Here is a 17,005-nt window from a genome sequence, read left to right as displayed (position 1 = left end):
CTGAATATACTATCGCGATTAGTCATGATGACAACATTATGTGTAATTGTCGTCAATCTTTCAAAACTGTTTCAGCCTATATCAGTGAACTTTGGAGGTTGAATGCGGGAAAGCCGTCTTTCGTAAAATAAGTTTGGGGCAGGAAACCGGCAGTGTTTTTGAGAAATCAAAGCACTGCTTTTTCTTGTAGTCAACGCTTCGGGCTATTTTACTACAAGCTGGTATAACCTTCAAAAGTATTAATTCGGGTAAGACTATAAAACATGTCTTTAAAATGTTAAAGTATTAATTTAGCGGACATTAGTTTAAAAGTGTTGGGGATACAATCTTAAGGATGATTCTTGGTGATACTATTATATTTAATATGATAATTTGGAATTTAGAGCATGTTAGAGGATACGCTTTGACTGCTGGATAAATAGTCAATATTTTAGGAGGGTTAACGATGAGTATGAGCAATAATGATATATTAATTAGAGTAAGATATGCTATGGATATAAAAGATACAGATATGGTGGAGGTATTTAATCTTGGTGGCATTGAAGTAACGAAAGAAGAAGTGCTTGATATGCTTACAAAATTAAAGAAAAGTCCCCAAAATGAAGCTAGCAATGCTGACGTAGTTGAAAGTGACTACGTATTAACATGCGATAATGTGATGTTAGAGTCATTTTTGAATGGTTTTATTATTTTTAAAAGAGGAAAACAAGATCCGAAACCAGGGCAACCGGCGGGACAAGTGGTACCTTTACAGAATAATGAGAGTGCCAATAACCTTCTTTTAAAGAAAATGAAAATAGCACTATCATTAACGAGTGAGGAAGTGCTTGATATATTAGACGGAGTGGGAGTTAAGGTAACAAAAGGAGAGTTAAGCGCTCTATTAAGAAAAAAAAGCCATAAAAATTATAAAGAGTGCGGTGATAGATACGCAAGGAATTTCTTAAAGGGACTAGCTGTTAAATATAGATGAAACAATGGATGGAGTAGGAAGTTTGTATCCTACTCTTATTTTTTTAATACATCATGCAAAAGTAACATGAACGAATATTCTAGGTGATGAAATGATACATACATATTTAGGTGAGACAATTCATTTTCATATAACTTACAAGAAGAAAAAATCTGTACGTATTTATATAGATTCTTACGGAAATGTTGAAGTGCAGGCTCCTAAAGGGACGCCTGTTGAATACGTACTCCAATTGTTAGAGGAAAAATGGGATTGGATTCAGAAAACACGTAAGGAAATAAAGGATAGAATGCTTGGGCCACAGGAGAAGGTCTATAATCAAGGGGAGAGTTTTCTGTATTTAGGGAACACATATCCCATACAAATCTCTCAAGACGCAAGTATTCAGCAAGATAACGCAGTGTTTGAAGGAGATAAGCTACATATATATGTGAAACAGCTTGAGGATGAGAAGATAAAACAAGCTTTAAAACGATTTTATTATCAGCAGTGTAAAGCGTTAGTAGAGAAGAGCGTTAAATCCTATCAAAGTAACTTTAAAACAAAGCCGCGTTCAATCCGTATTTCAGATAGTAACCGTACATGGGGAACCTGTGATTCAAATCTACAGTTAACATTTAATTGGAAGCTGGCAATGGCACCACCGAGGGTAATTGACTATGTAGTTGTTCATGAAATGTGCCATATGGTCCATCTAAATCATGATCGCTCCTTTTGGCGCCTTGTTGGGAAGATAATGCCTGATTATAAGGAAATGGAAAACTGGTTAGCTTTATCAAGCTGGAAAATGACGGTTTAGTAGTAATATCGTTGGAGCGATTACTATTCAGGACCGATTTTAGTTAAAATAAACATTGCCGATTTTCACAATAGTTTTTCACAAATTATAAATGTCTAAATGTACTTGTGTTTGATAATGGGTTATTAGGCATGATATAAGTGTAAAAGAAGTGGAACATTTGACTTTATATTTTTTGACCGAGAGTTTGAAGTTGTATCCATAGTGAGAGGATTTGAGTTTGAAATGATAGATAATTTTTGGCGTGATTTACCACGACCATTTTTTGTACTTGCACCAATGGAAGATGTGACAGATGTTGTTTTTCGTCACGTAGTAAGTGAAGCCGGTCGACCGGATGTATTTTTCACAGAGTTTACAAACTCGGATAGCTATTGTCATCCAGAGGGTATGAAAAGTGTGCGTGGCCGTTTGATTTTTACAGAAGATGAACAGCCAATGGTGGCACATATTTGGGGAGATAATCCCGAATATTTCCGTCAAATGAGTATTGGCATGGCAGAGCTAGGATTTAAAGGCATCGATATTAATATGGGCTGCCCGGTACCGAATGTGGCATCGAGAGGGAAAGGTAGTGGCCTTATTCTGCGTCCAGACGTTGCGGCAGAACTTATTCAAGCAGCAAAAGCGGGTGGACTGCCTGTCAGCGTGAAAACACGACTCGGCTATAAGGATGTAAATGAGTGGGAGGAGTGGCTAACGCATGTTTTAAAACAGGATATTGCGAACCTTTCTATTCATTTACGTACAAGAAAGGAAATGAGCGAAGTAGATGCGCATTGGGAGCTAATTCCGGAAATCAAAAAATTACGTGACCGTATCGCACCAAATACGCTACTAACAATCAATGGAGACATTCCTGACCGTCAAACTGGTCTGCAGCTTGCCCAGCAATATGGCATTGATGGCGTTATGATCGGGCGAGGTATTTTTAAAAATCCTTTTGCTTTTGAAAAAGAGCCAAAAGAGCATAGCAGTAAAGAGCATCTTGATCTTTTAAGACTGCAGCTTGATCTTCAAGATCAATATGCGGAAGTACTGCCACGTTCAATCACAGGGCTGCATCGCTTTTTCAAAATTTATGTAAAAGGATTCCATGGAGCTGCTGAATTAAGAAATCGATTAATGAGCACGAAATCAACAGATGAAGTGCGTGCATTGCTTGATAAATTTGAAAAGAGTGTTGATGGGACAGAGGACAGTGAAATGATGTAACAAGTGTAATAAACCTACCAGCACCCTTGTGTTGCCATATACACTCTGCACATGTGGAGTGTGTGGCTTGGTTAAAAAAATGTAAAAAAACAGGAAAAGCTCACAGTGAAAATATTGGTTGAGCTTTTCCTGTTTTTTTATATTTCTTCATAATACAAAAGTAAATCTCTTGAAAATTGGTGAGTAATTTTTAGGTATCCTCAGCTTTAAGTTCTTTTTTGTGTTTGAAATCTATTGAGGTTTTAAAGTCTAGATTTATGAAAATGATTCAAGTATTACTTTTTAAATATCAACGGTGACTTTTTGTAAAAGTGTAGGGAATTATAATTAGTTAAAGGTTGAAATTTACAAATTAATTATAAATATGTTAATATAAGTAAAAATCGTGGTGTGGGCTGAATTAGATAACATCCCTCAATGTATTGAAACAGTGCTAAGTTTGTCGATTCAAATGTGACATATTGTGTACGATATATTTCCTTTTTCTTTAAAGTAGCATGAAACAATTCGATACAAGTATTATCATACGAACACTTTCTCCTTTAAATCCATTGTAAGGACTTAACTAAGTTGTGTTCATATGACTATATTAACTCTAGTCATAGTATTCTTTTAGAATTATTATGGCTTTTTTTAGCTGTTTAATAGTTTGATTTCAAAAATAGTTTATCTAAGTGACAAAGTTGAATGAATCGGATGATGATATCATTCTTTGGTTGCAACAAGAATGATAAATTTAGTGTTGGAGGTTCTTAAAATGAACAGGCTGCTTTATATAGAAGACGATCAAGAAATAGGTAACCTTGTATTTCATGCTCTTAACCAAAAAGGATACGAAGTAAAATGGTTGAAGTCGGGGAATAATTTTCAAGACCACTTAGAAAGTGTAGATCTAATTATATTAGATGTTATGTTGCCTGGGTTAGATGGATTTACAATTGGTGGGCGGATTAGAGAGTTAACTAATAATATCCCTATTATATATTTAACTGCTCTTAGTACTATAGAGGATAAGATAAATGGGTTAGAAAATGCCGATGATTATATGACGAAACCTTTTGATCCAAGAGAATTAATAATTAGAATTGAGAAGTTATTAAAGAGATATGAAAAAGTTTTTGAGTATATGTATAATGTGAAGCATTTAAAAATTGACTTGAATGCTAATCAAATTATAAATAGTGAGACGAATGAAGAAATTTCACTTACTGGGATTCAATACCGCATACTATCTTATTTACTGAAGAATAACAATCAGATTTTAACAAAAGAACAAATTTATAACTATGTTTGGAAAGATACTTATATGGAAGGTGATAAGGTAGTGAATGTACATATTAAATATCTTAGAGAAAAGATAGAGAAGAATCCTAAAAAGCCAAAAATTGTAGAAACGATTCGTGGATTAGGATATAGAATTAAATTATGAAACTATCAACAAAATATATTATTGTTATCTTGTTATCAATTTTATTTTTTCCAATATCCTACTTTGGAGTTAATTTTTCGTATTATGTTTTCGTGAATGTCTTAGGGAGTTTTTCTAACGAAGAATTTATTAGTGAAGAACAGATGAAACAGCGCTGGGAAGAAAATTTAATGGGTCTCGAGTCAAAAAATTCTAATGAGATTATACGGAAATTCGAAGGATTTGGAAGGTTTTCAGGTCAAAGGATATATTGGATTAGTGATACGGGTGATATTATTTACACGACTGAAGAAAATGTGGATAAAACTTGGAGCGCAATGGACATAATAGACTTCATACAAAATAATGAAAAAGATAATTCTTATAATTATTTTTCTTATTTACGAGGTGCTGATAAGAGTGGATATGTCATCTTGCAAGTACCTCACGAAAATATTGGAACAAAGTGGGAAGTGTTAAAAGGTAGATACTCATCTTTTTGGTATCTTTTTTTATTAACAATTTGGGGATTATTTGTTTATATAACTTGGTTATTTTTCAGGAAAATCAGTAATAGATTAATAAAGATGCAAAAGCATATGGAAAAAAATAAAGATAAATTAATTCCTTCAAAAATGGTAGTTAGTAAGAAGGATGAAATAGGGGATTTAGAGGAATCGTTTAACTTTATGGTTGATGATTTAAATAGGAGTTATGAAAAAGAAGAGAAAGAGAAGCTTATACGGAAGAAGTTAATAGCTAGCCTTTCGCATGATTTAAAAACACCTTTATCAATTATAAGAGGACATGCTCATAAATTACAAGATTTAAAACAAGAACAAGAGGGGAAGGAATCGATAGAAGTAATTATTAATAAAGTTGCTTTTCTAGGAGAGTTAATCGACAATCTTTCTTCATACACTGTACTTAGTGAAGGGCGACTTCCCATAAATATTGCAAGCACAAATGTGATCCCGATTATAAGAAAATCGTTGATTGATTGGTATCCACTGTTCGAAGAATTAGAATTTGAGATTGATATAGATCTATCACACTCATTTAAATGGGATATTGATGAAATTTGGATGCTGAGAATTTTAAATAACTTATTTCAAAATGTTAAAAGACATGCTTGCCAAGGGAAATATTTGAAAGTAGAAACCGGGAAAAAAGATGGTAGGGAATTTATCGCAATAATTGATCACGGACCTGGTTTTGAAAATTCATCAACGAATCAAGGTGAAGGTATTGGTTTATCTATTGTCTATTTGATGATAGAACAAATGAATTTGAATATTGAGGTTACGGATTTAGAGCATGGAACAAGTATCCTTATTTATAAATATAAATAAAAGGATATTTTAACCTAATTTTAAACTTAATGCCTCCTTAAATTTAACTTTTTGTATATAAAATAAAGTTAACTAAAAGTTATTAAGGAGGAATTTGATATGGAATATATCTTTTTAATATTAGCCTTACTGTCAGCTATGGTGTCGGTTGCTATGGTAATAGGGAATGTTCTCAACCATGGCTTAGGAGTATTATTAACTATTAAAGGGGTTAAACTACCTTTGATATTCTTTGCATCTTATATAGTGTGTTACGTCATATTTCTCTTTATTTCAAACTGATAAGAAAGAGCCTGTTGAAAAAAGTAGAAATAATAATGAAGGAATAAAACAGATGGTACGAAAAATCTATAAAAGATTTTTCGTACCATCTGTTTTTATTTTAATGTATACATTTTAATAAGAGATTCAAAAAAGATAGTTGTTAATTCCTCAATAATAGCAGACTTATCTAAAAATAATTTTAATAGGATTTTAGCCCAAAAGGTGGTTATCACAAAGGTTGCTTTTAAGGTAGATATCGGATTTAGTTATGGGATGTTGGTGATATTAATTGGAATTCTTTGTGCCCTCTCAACGGCATTAGCTTTATTCATTGCAACAATGATTGAACGTAACTACTCTGTAGTGGCCAGCGGAATTTATGTCATAACTTGTGTATTATCGGGCTGTTATATTTCTTTTACAGGGGAAAATAAAGTTTTAAATACGATTTGTAACATTTTACCGCAAAAATCATACATGACGTTGGCTCAAGGAATAGAAAAAGGGAATAACATATTGGAATTTAAAGGACAGCTCATATATTTACTTACTTGGGTTGTTGTACTCTGGCTCTTAGGGAGTATTATTACGAAAAAAAATGAAACAAGGGATGTATTAGTCTTGAATCATTCATAAATTAACACTAGTGTTGTGTAATTTTAGATCCAAGCATGGGTGTTGTTACAAACGAAGTAGTTTTTTGTCAAAAAAACACTTCCAAATTTTGTTGTTATTCAATGTGAAAGTGTTATTCTATTTGAGTGGATAGGATTGAAAAAATGGGGAATGAAGGGAGAGCATAATGGAAAATAACAAAAGAATGCCCTTTGTGATCGTAGCCATGGCATTAGGACTGTTTATGTCATCTCTGGATAACACCATTATTTCTGCGAGTATTAGTCAAGTCATTAAGGATATTGGTGGGTTTGATAAAATGAGCTGGGTTTTTACGGCTTATATGCTTGCGGCAACAAGTACGATGCTCGTATTTGGGAAAATGAGCGATTTATTTGGGAGGAAATTATTTTATTTACTTGGGATTAGTTTATTTTTAGTTGGCTCGGCATTGGGAGGAACTGCTCAAAATATAGACCAGTTAATTTTGTATCGTGTTATTCAAGGGATAGGTTCAGGAGCTATTTTTCCGATTTCATTCACAATTATTTATTCAATTTCTACAGATCCTAAGCAAGCTGCGAAAATGTCTGGTGTGTTTGCTGGGATATTTGGTATATCCTCAGTTCTTGGACCGCAAATCGGCACTTGGATTTCTGAAGCCTCTTGGTTAGGGTGGAGATGGTGCTTTTATGTAAATGTACCTTTTGGCATTTTATCAATTATTACTTTGTTGTTTTCTTTACAGGAATCTAAATCAGAACATAAACCAAAGGTGGATTATCTTGGAACGATTTTATTAATTGCTTCAACTGTTTTACTTCTTCTTGGTTTAGAATGGGGCGGGAAGGATTATGCCTGGGACTCCGTTCAAATTATTGGAATGTTTAGTGCAGCTGCTATATCGATTGTGTTGTTTATATTAGTGGAAAGAAAGGCCAGTGAACCGATTTTACCTCTTTCCATTTTTAAAAATAAAATGGTGCTTGGCACAAGTATTATTGTATTTTGTCAGGGAGCGATTATGTTCTCTGCGATTACGTATTTGCCCATTCTTTCAGTAGCTGTTATTGGGAACGAGAATTCAAATAGTGTGTTAACACCAATGATGTTTCCGATTATGATTGGTGCGATTTTAGGTGGTTTCCTTTGTACGAAAGTTCCTTTTCGTACCATTATGGTCATTTCTATGGCGGTTGGAATCTTTGAAGCTTACATGCTCAGTACCATCACACATGAAACCGCAAAATTGACAGTGACACTCGTCATGATCACAATGGGGCTGATTGTTCTTGGCCCACTTATGAGTGTCGCACAAAATGCTGTCGCTCAATCTGTTGATATGAAATACATGGGGATTGCGTCATCAGTTGTGGGATTTTGGAGAAGTATTGGTGGTGTGATGGGGGCTGCGATTACAGCAACTATTGTGAACAATGATTTAAAAGAAAAGATGGTGGATTTTGCGGCATCTTCTAGAATGCCGGCTGATCAGATTGAAAAATTAGCAAAACCAGAAATCTTGATGCAACATCATACACAGATTCCTCCTCAGTTAGTGGAATTCCTGAGAGGGGCATTAGAAACCGCATTGCACCGTGGTTTTATATTGGCCATAATAGCTGGTATTATTGGCTTGCTTGTTTCCTTATTTGTAGGTGGAGATCGTTATAAGGTCGAGCAAAAGGACAATAAGGAAAAAGCTGGAGCAGGTGGATTTGTTAGAGGTTAATTTTGGTGAACACTTTATTTGATAATAAAAGAACTTTATAATACGCCCGTGTTATAAGCTGTTATATATAAAGAAAAGCTTCCTCATTATAACGAGGAAGCTTTTGATAAGTATATATTCACTTTTGTTCCCTTTCCAATTTCAGATTGTACTTCTAATGTAGCTCCATGGAGGATAGCGATTTGCTTGGCGATACTCATGCCAAGGCCGACTCCTTCTACTTGTTCATCGGTGTTTGTTCCACGGTAATAGCGTTCAAATAACTGTCCCAGTGTTTCTTCATCCATGCCAACACCGTTATCTTCAATACAGATTTGTAGCCCCTTTGGCGATTCATAGGCTCCAATGGTGATAGTTGTTCCGCTAGGATTATGTTTAATGGCATTAAAGATCAAGTTATCCATCATTCGCTCAAACCATTTTCTATCTGCCTCAATTTCTACTTGTTTATGAATAGGTTTAAAGTGAAAGCAATAGTCTTGCAATGTTCGATCATCGGAAAATTTATCGAAAATTATTTCAAGAAGACCATTCAATTGATATGTTTCTTTAGAAAGAAGGAGGTCATTATTTTTAAGCTGGAAGGTAAGTGAAAAATCTTCAATTAGGTGAAGCATGTAATCTCCTTTTTCACGAATCGTTTTTCCTATTTCTTCTAGTTCTTCGGCTGACCAATCATAATGCCCACTTTCTAATAAATGTCCATATCCTTGGATGGAAGACAGAGGGGTACGAAGGTCATGAGAAATACCGGTCATCCATTCTTCCCGTGTTTTTTCCAGCTTCGCTCGTTCTTTTACCGATGTATCTAGTTTTTCCGCCATTTTGTAGAAAGCATTGATAACTTCTTTATACAAACGGTAACGCATTCTTACTTTACCGTTTTTGCGATAGATTTTTTTTCTTTCTTTTTCGGTTAATACCTCACCATAATTGCCTTTCTCCATTCTTTCCAACCAACTTGTAAAAAGAAATAGTGGTCTGCCATAACGAAAACCATTCCAAGAAGAAAGGGTAATCGTTATTAACAACACGATGGCACCTACGATACCAAAACCAATAAGATATTCTTCCATGATAGACAGTGTTTGATTTTTATCTTTCTTTTTTGGTGTATGTAAAATCCAAATCTTATCGGAAGAAGGATCACTATAAACAGACATCTTTGTTGAATGAATGCCAGGTGCTGTTTCTCTTGAAACAATATCTAAAGTATCGTATTTTTTTAGATCCATTGGCTTTCCGATATTCTCGATAATATCCCCTTGTTTGTTAATAATATGAAGTGTGCCGTTTATTTTTTTGAGCTGTTCTTCAAGTTCAGCTTTATTTGTTTCAGAAATCTGACCTTGTAAGCTGTAAGTTTTAACAAACTCTTTCAAAATATCCTGTTGCTTATCTTTATATCCAACCATAAAAATGTGGTCTTTTTTATATGTATTATCAACTTTAGTTAAAACGGTAAATTCACTAAAATGTTTCGTTTTTTTTATTTCTAAAATGTCGCCTACAGAATAGTATTTAGGCAGGGAGGAAGGCGCATTACTTGATGTAATCACATGTCCTTGATTATTGACAATTTGTGCCCACATTTGTCTTTCACGAAGCAATTTTTCCCATTTCTTATCAATTTTCGCCTTGCCATTTTCGATTATCGTATCGGTCGTAATACAATCTAGTATTCCGTCTTGAAAGTTTCGTCTTAATTCTTGGCCACTAATTTGTTGAACAAATAAAAAAAACAGAGCAAAAACTAATAAAATCATCCCAATTGATAACGTAATAAATTGAAGAGAAAAGTGAAAAAATAACCTTCTGCGTAATGGTTTCATATTATTTCTCCTGAAGCAGTTTGTATCCGAGGCCACGGACCGTTAATAAAAATTGCGGTTGACTTGGATCTTCTTCAATGCGCTCTCGAATTCGTCTTACATGGACAGATACGGTATTATCATCTACGTAATGGGTAAATCCCCAAACGGCTTCTAGAAGTTCAGATTTTGAGAATACTTTGTTTGGATGTTTACACAAATACAATAAAAGTAAATATACTTGGGTCGGACAAGAAACTGGTTGACCGTCCACAAATAATTCTCCTTTGTCTTCATCTACTAAAAACCTTCCGAAGTTATATTGCTTCTTCTTGTTAAGGATTCGTGAAATTTCTACGGATGAAGTTCTACGAAAATGCGCTTTAATTCTCGCAGCAATCTCAAGTGGGTTAAATGGCTTTGTGACGTAATCATCTCCGCCGATTGCAAATCCAGTCAAGACGTCAAGATCCGATACTTTAGCTGTTAAGAATAAAATATAAGCATTGGAAATTGCACGGATTTTTGGGCATAATTCAAATCCACTATAATCAGGAAGCATAACATCTAGTACAATCATATCAATTGAATTTTTTTCTAGAATTGCTAAAGCATCTGTAGCTGTATGTGCAGTATAGATATGGTTGAATCCTTCTTTTCTTAACACCATTTCAATCATTTTTACAATAGCTTTTTCATCGTCTACAAGCAAAATACTTTTGTTTTCCATTCTTATCCACCTCGATAACTATATTAGCATACGAACATTACGAGAACTTGAACGGAAGTAAAAAAGGTTTATGAAATGGTAATCTCTTGTTTCGTTAATAGAAAGGTTAAAATTGTAAATTAAAAGTAGCAAAAACATGTAAGGGGATAAAAAATGGATAAATATCGGGTTTATACAGTTGACGGTATAAGGGGATTTAGCTTATTGGGCATATTATTGGCTAATATGTTGATTTTTCAGTACGGAATATTTGGTAAGGATGAAATTAATTTCTATTCGTTATCTGCGGCAGATCTAGGAGCTTATAAAGCTGTAAAAGTTCTAATAGAAGGTAGTTTCATGCCTATTTTTACATTTTTATTTGGTTATTCAATGATCAAAATGAAGGAAAGTCTTGAACGAAAAGGGGTAAAAGTAAAACGTTATTTTGTGAGACGCTTTTTATTTCTTTTTGCTCTTGGATTGTTACACGGCCATTTTTTATGGGAAGGAGACATTCTTTCCTTTTACGGATTGATGGGTTTGTTTCTATTGCTATTTTTAAACCGTAAGAAAAAAACATTGATAGTTTGGGGAATTATTTTATTAGTCCTCACTTCACTCATGGGATATGGACATATGGAAAAGACGGCCAAGGAAAAAGAAAAGATGTCCCATTATATTGAAAAAACGAAGAAGGTTTATGGAAGTGGAAGTTATGTAGAAATTAAAGATCATCGACTGAATGAAGATCCGTTAGATTTGCCAGATGTGTTTTATTTATTTATTTTCTTGTTTTTACCATTTATGTCTGCGCCATTATTTTTATTCGGGATGTATGCGGCAAAGGTAAATTGGTTTGCGAATCCGATAAAGGAACGCTCGTTGTATGTGAAAGGGATTTTTTTATTCATCCCAATCGGTCTTGTTTTAAAGCTGATGCCTTACTTAGCGCCTGAAAATGATTGGGTAGGTGTAAGTGATATGCTCGGAAAGAATTTGTTGTCACTTGGGTATATTTTTCTTTTTGCCTATTTTTATACAAAATCACCTAAACGGGTGTTTACAGGAGTCTTTGAAAATATCGGAAAACTGTCGCTGACGAACTATTTAATGCAAACGGTTATTTGTACATCCATTTTTTATGGATATGGTCTTGGGCAATTTGGTAAGATGGGCATGATTTTGAGTATTATTTTAGCGATTGCAATTTATGCCGTTCAGGCGGTTGCCAGCCACTATTACTTGAGAAGATTTAGTAGAGGTCCAGTAGAAACATTGTTAAGAATGTGGACAAACTTCTCATGGGATGGGCGTGTCCGAGTTAAAGAAGTGTTAACTGTAGAAGAAGGTTCCCGTCAAGTCGAAGGGCTTTAGTGATTAAAAAATGCAAATTAACATATGGCTGGAGAAGGAAACACCGCTCGGAAGATTTTATTCTGAGCGGTGTTTATGTTATGAATATAAATAAATGGAAAGGAGATAAGTGAATGAGCAGATTAATTGAGAAAGCGACGCAGTTTGCTGCTATTAAGCACGAAGGCCAAATGCGTAAAGGCACGAACATTCCGTACATTATACATCCATTTGGAGTAGCACTCATTTTACAGAAAACAAGGCAGCGTGATGAAGTGATTGCTGCAGGGTTATTGCACGACACTTTAGAAGATACGAATACAACCGAGGCTGAGTTGTGTGAGCATTTTGGCGAAGAAGTGTTGAGGTTGGTTCAGGCGGCTTCAGAACCAGATAAATCATTGTCATGGGAAGAGCGAAAAAAACATACTATTCTATCTCTCACGCACCGTTCGAATGAAGAGATTACTTTAATCATCGTAGATAAATTACATAACTTACGGTCTATTCAAGAGGACGTAGAAAAAGAAGACGATCAAGTATGGTCACGTTTTAATCGTGGAAAACGTGACCAATCATGGTATTACATGAGTATTTTGCATGCTTTGAAGGAAAAAAAGGAGGACATTCCAATTATTCGGATGTTCGAAACAGAAACACAAAATTTATTTATTGGGAAAGAAACACTTACGGTGAAGGACATCGATGTACTATTCAGCTGTGCGTATGGTATTTATGAGTCACAAAAAGCGAAATTGCATGAAAGAGGTCTATTAAAATTTGCGAAGGAAGTTTCTACTGCTGGTGAGGAAATTTATCGTAGTGGAAATATGGAAATGATCACTCCGTTAGCAAATGATCTACAAGAAAGAGGAGTTTCTTTTGAGCTAAATTCAGATGGTCCCTTTATTCTATTAGCATATTTAACTGAGCTAAAGCATCGAATGGGTTGGTCCGATGAATTATTTTATCAGTATTATTTAAGGAACTGCTCGAAGTTATAGAAAGGAGGGAGCGAAAGTGCTCTCTTTTTCTTTTAGCTATTTTCTAAAATATTGTTGCTTTTAAATAATTATTTGTAGATATTATACCTTCTGATACTATGGTAATATAAGGTATTTTGATTATTCTAAGGTTACAAGAAAGAAGGTAAGATATGAAAAATATGAAAGACAAAACCGAGAAAACAAAAAAGGATTTCAACCCCAAAGATGCTGTTTTAGTATTCTCTTCCTTTACATTCATTTGCATGGCTGTCATTTTTATTCTTATGGTTCATGATGTACTCACAATTCAAAATGTCCTATCATTCGATAAACCAATCAGAATGATAATGAATATATTTATTGCTTCGTTTGCTCTACTTTTATTTGGTGTAATTTTAACGCTTTACATTCCCTCGAAATACATTGACGATACAAACAAGAGTTATCAAAACTATTCACTGTTAAGTATTTTTGCCTTTATGTTTTTAGGAGCGTTATTTGAAGAACTTTTGTTTAGAGGAATTATTCAAAATTTGCTTTTCATATTTATAGAGAACCAATGGATTGCAATTATAACAACTACCTTATTATTCTTAGGTTTTCATATTCAATACTTCAAAAAGCCTATAATGCTAATAAATATAAGTGTTCCAAGTTTGACTTTTGGTTGGATATATTTTGAAACAAACAATATTTTAGTACCATTTGTTGTGCATTTTCTAATGAACTTAGGAATAACGCTATTATTCAAATACAATTTAATAAGGATTAAAAAATGACTTAGTTTACTAATATTTCGACCTCAATCGATTCTTGGTTGAGGTCTTTTTTATGCGCTGCTCAACAGCTCAACTGTTGTACAATTTAATCTCTGACACGCTGAATTAAGCATTTGTTCTATTCGTTTATCAAATGCTTAGTTCTTCCCTAATTCAAGCCAAATGAACAAAATTGTAAAATCAGTCAAGTATCAGGAAGTAGTAGCTATTGCCCTATTTCCAAACCCAAACCCAATACTCCCCATCACAAAACTCCATCTCATACCCACGATACCCTTCCATCAGCAACCTTTGCTGCCTAGCGATATCACTCATGAGAAGCTTTTCTATATTCACCCATTCTTTCTGTCTTTCATTCTGCAACTCTTTCACAAACACATATTGCAATCGATCGCTATATTTTTCTTTCAGCGCAGCAACTTCCATCCCTTGTGCAAATTTGTCATTTAAACTAGGAATATTAAACGGCGCAACGGTGCAGCAAACATACTCATAGTTGTGATCAGACTGTTTTAATTGCTCCATAATCACTTTCGCTAATATTTTTTGAAGCCCGTTTCCTTGGTAAGTTGGATGAACATTTGAGACTTCTTGATAGATGACCCGTTCTAATTCTTCAGCTGTTAAGCCAATATCCAATCCTAAATGCTCTTCATCAAGCGGTGGAACTAAGAGTGCCCGAAAGGCAATGAGTTGTTCGTCTACAAATGTACCGATCATGAAACCATTTCCGTTTAATATATTTTAAAATTCATCTAATGTAAGAGGCTGCAAGTTTTCTTTGTTTTCTAGTGCTTCAATGACATCATCTTGTACGGATAAGAGTTGCTCGGCGTGATGCAAAGATAATGGGGCAACTTTGAATAGCTGTAATTTTCATTGAAAAGGCCCCTTTCTGTTTACAGTGTTTTTATGAATTTGAGATAGCTGATGTGATTTTTTCTTCCGGTGTTTTCTCATATTATATTTCAAAAGAAACGTGTGGATAATTGTGAATTATCAGTGTTTGTTTCTTGACATTTACAAGAATATTGAATATGTTTTTGGGAAACATGATTGTTATGAATAAATGGCTGCGATGTGAGAAGGGAGAGCACAACGGTGAAAAAAATAGATTTGCAGGATCGGTTAAGCGAGATTTTTCAACATTTACATGAGAATCCTGAAGTGAGCTGGAAAGAATATAATACGACTGCCTATATTACGAAGTTTTTAGATGAAGAAGGCGTTTCTTGTAAAACGTTTGATGATTGTCCTGGTGTAATCGCAGAAATGGGGAGCGGGAAACCAGTTGTCGCGGTTCGCGGTGATATGGACGCATTATGGCAAGAAGTAGATGGAGAGTTTAAAGCAAATCATTCATGCGGTCATGATGCGCATATGACGATTGTGATGGGGCTCATTTTACAGTTAAAACAGGCGGATTGGAAAACAGGAACAGTTCGATTTATTTTCCAGCCTGCAGAAGAAAAGGGAAGCGGAGCTCTGAAAATGGTGGAGAAAGGTGTTGTGGATGACGTCGATTTCCTATTTGGTATTCACTTACGACCAATAGAGGAATTGTCATTGAAGCAAGCGGCACCATCTATCCGGCACGGGGCTGCTGATTTTTTAGAAGCTCACATAGTTGGAACGGACGCTCATGGTGCACGGCCACATCAAGGTACGAACGCAATTGATGTCGTTACGATGATTAATATGGGATTAAAAAATATATGGTTTTCGCCGCAATATTCTTATTCCGTTAAAATGACGAGGTGCCAAGCTGGCGGTGAAAGTTTAAATATCATTCCGGGGAACGCTCATTTTGCTTTAGATGTACGGGCAGAAAACAATGGATTGCTGGAAGAGTTAAAGAAGAAGATCGAACACGTTATTCAATCAGCAGAATCAATGGGTGTAAAGATTTCTTATGACTGGGTCGATTATGTACCTGGAGCGGTGGTATCAGAAGAAGCGGAACAGTTCCTTCGTAAAGGGATTCTGCAAACATATGGAGTAGAGGGCTGCACCGCACCGCTTCGCACAGCGGGAAGTGATGATTTTCATTATTATACGGTGAAAAAGCCTCATTTAAAAGCAGTTATGTTAGGATTAGGAGCAAATTTAAAACCAGGGTTACACCATCCTCACATGACGTTTGAACGATCTTGTATATTAGATGGCGTACAAATCTTGAAGCAAACGGTATTGGAAGTTTTGAAATAGTATTGTTTTTATTTTTTACCTTTATGGTTTTAAGTGTGATTGCGAATGAAAGCTGATTCTTCCTTAACTTGGGGAAAATCGGCTTTTTTCGGGCGAAGAGACTTAATTGTTAAGCATCTTGAGTGTAGCAGCTGATTTATATTTATCCAAAACGTAAATTTGCTTTTCATCCATACAAGTTCACCATTGTTCCTCTAGTTACAACAATACTAGTACTGGCCCTTAGCGTGTTTTAAAAAAAAATACTGATGATACCTCTCTATGACCAAATAAAACAAGGAAGAGAATTTAAATACATTTTAATATGTAATATTGCATATTAAAATGTATTGATAAAAATGTAAGCGCTTACTATAATAAGAGTATAAAGATGAATCACATCTTAACAACAAAAAAGAGGAGGAAGTCAAATGGCAATCGCAATGGCAGTTTTAAAATTCTTAGGTGGAATCATTCCATTCGTACAAGAGCTTCTAAAAGCAGTAATGTAAGTTTGTTAATACAAAACAATCTTTATAGCGAAATAAATTGATATATAGTAGAGGAGGAAATCATATGGCAATCGCAATGGCAGTTTTAAAATTCTTAGGTGGAATCCTTCCATTAGTAGCAGAACTTCTAAAAGCAGTAATGTAAATTTATTAATACAAAAAATCTGTATAGCAAAGATGAATTGATATATAGAGTAGAGGAGGAAATAAAATGGCAATCGCAATGGCAGTTTTAAAATTCTTAGGTGGAATCCTTCCATTCGTACAAGAGCTTCTAAAAGCAGTAATGTAAGTTTGTTAATACAAA

The 17,005-nt window shown here is 34.7% G+C and carries 13 protein-coding genes and 2 pseudogenes; 11 read left to right on the top strand and 4 right to left on the bottom strand.

Translation table 11 applies throughout. The annotated features are described in order from the left end of the window. The first annotated feature begins 445 nt into the window (after positions 1 to 445). From MR076_RS20870 to MR076_RS20860, 3 genes are all read left to right on the top strand, one after another. A complete protein-coding gene (locus tag MR076_RS20870) occupies positions 446 to 973 on the top strand; it encodes a YehS family protein (RefSeq protein ID WP_242223866.1) in 528 nt (175 codons plus the stop codon). A 91-nt stretch (positions 974 to 1,064) separates the two neighbouring features. Then, complete coding sequence (locus MR076_RS20865; protein ID WP_242223864.1) at positions 1,065 to 1,772, top strand: M48 family metallopeptidase; 708 nt, start codon at positions 1,065 to 1,067, stop codon at positions 1,770 to 1,772. A gap of 225 nt (positions 1,773 to 1,997) precedes the next feature. Then, positions 1,998 to 2,987 carry a tRNA dihydrouridine synthase gene (locus MR076_RS20860; RefSeq protein ID WP_242223862.1) on the top strand — a complete coding sequence of 330 codons (990 nt, stop codon included), beginning with the start codon at positions 1,998 to 2,000 and terminating at the stop codon, positions 2,985 to 2,987. A gap of 404 nt (positions 2,988 to 3,391) precedes the next feature. On the opposite strand, the pseudogene MR076_RS20855 reads toward MR076_RS20860, so the two are convergent. Then, a pseudogene (locus MR076_RS20855) lies at positions 3,392 to 3,529 on the bottom strand (IS3-like element ISBce13 family transposase); the annotation flags it as partial. Positions 3,530 to 3,744: 215 nt separating this feature from the next. On the opposite strand from MR076_RS20855, the gene MR076_RS20850 reads away from it, so the two are divergent. The 4 genes from MR076_RS20850 (at position 3,745) to MR076_RS20835 (ending at position 8,358) form a co-directional block, all read left to right on the top strand. After that, positions 3,745 to 4,416 carry a response regulator transcription factor gene (locus tag MR076_RS20850; RefSeq protein ID WP_242223860.1) on the top strand — a complete coding sequence of 224 codons (672 nt, stop codon included), beginning with the start codon at positions 3,745 to 3,747 and terminating at the stop codon, positions 4,414 to 4,416. Beyond that, entirely contained in the window at positions 4,413 to 5,747 is a 1,335-nt protein-coding gene (locus MR076_RS20845; RefSeq protein ID WP_242223858.1) for a HAMP domain-containing sensor histidine kinase, read from the top strand. Before MR076_RS20850 ends, MR076_RS20845 begins: the two co-directional genes overlap by 4 nt. Before the next feature lie 486 nt (positions 5,748 to 6,233). Then, a complete protein-coding gene (locus MR076_RS20840; protein ID WP_242223856.1) occupies positions 6,234 to 6,647 on the top strand; it encodes an ABC transporter permease in 414 nt (137 codons plus the stop codon). A gap of 166 nt (positions 6,648 to 6,813) precedes the next feature. Further along, entirely contained in the window at positions 6,814 to 8,358 is a 1,545-nt protein-coding gene (locus MR076_RS20835; protein ID WP_242223854.1) for an MFS transporter, read from the top strand. A gap of 86 nt (positions 8,359 to 8,444) precedes the next feature. Here the strand turns inward: MR076_RS20835 and MR076_RS20830 are convergent, their stop codons facing one another. Next, a complete protein-coding gene (locus MR076_RS20830) occupies positions 8,445 to 10,124 on the bottom strand; it encodes a sensor histidine kinase (RefSeq protein ID WP_242223852.1) in 1,680 nt (559 codons plus the stop codon). A gap of 67 nt (positions 10,125 to 10,191) precedes the next feature. Further along, on the bottom strand, positions 10,192 to 10,899 hold the full coding sequence (locus MR076_RS20825) for a response regulator transcription factor (protein WP_242223850.1): 708 nt from the start codon (positions 10,897 to 10,899) through the stop codon (positions 10,192 to 10,194). Between the two features lie 153 nt (positions 10,900 to 11,052). Here MR076_RS20825 and MR076_RS20820 point away from each other — a divergent pair, with 153 nt between their 5' ends. The 3 genes from MR076_RS20820 (at position 11,053) to MR076_RS20810 (ending at position 13,999) form a co-directional block, all read left to right on the top strand. Then, a complete protein-coding gene (locus tag MR076_RS20820) occupies positions 11,053 to 12,255 on the top strand; it encodes a DUF418 domain-containing protein (protein WP_242223848.1) in 1,203 nt (400 codons plus the stop codon). A gap of 113 nt (positions 12,256 to 12,368) precedes the next feature. After that, positions 12,369 to 13,238, top strand: coding sequence for an HD domain-containing protein (locus MR076_RS20815; RefSeq protein ID WP_242223846.1), 870 nt, complete (start codon positions 12,369 to 12,371; stop codon positions 13,236 to 13,238). 152 nt (positions 13,239 to 13,390) lie between these two features. After that, on the top strand, positions 13,391 to 13,999 hold the full coding sequence (locus MR076_RS20810) for a CPBP family intramembrane glutamic endopeptidase (protein ID WP_242223844.1): 609 nt from the start codon (positions 13,391 to 13,393) through the stop codon (positions 13,997 to 13,999). A 213-nt stretch (positions 14,000 to 14,212) separates the two neighbouring features. On the opposite strand, the pseudogene MR076_RS20805 reads toward MR076_RS20810, so the two are convergent. Continuing rightward, positions 14,213 to 14,863, bottom strand: a pseudogene (locus tag MR076_RS20805) (N-acetyltransferase); the annotation flags it as partial. Between the two features lie 237 nt (positions 14,864 to 15,100). On the opposite strand from MR076_RS20805, the gene MR076_RS20800 reads away from it, so the two are divergent. After that, entirely contained in the window at positions 15,101 to 16,207 is a 1,107-nt protein-coding gene (locus MR076_RS20800; RefSeq protein ID WP_242223837.1) for a M20 peptidase aminoacylase family protein, read from the top strand. Positions 16,208 to 17,005 lie beyond the last annotated feature (798 nt).

It is taken from the genome of Bacillus cereus group sp. BfR-BA-01380, assembly GCF_022663535.1.
Lineage (GTDB): Bacteria > Bacillota > Bacilli > Bacillales > Bacillaceae_G > Bacillus_A > Bacillus_A cereus_BB.
The sequence above is the reverse complement of the archived record's forward strand: the minus strand, read 5'-3'. Positions and strand labels throughout refer to the sequence as shown.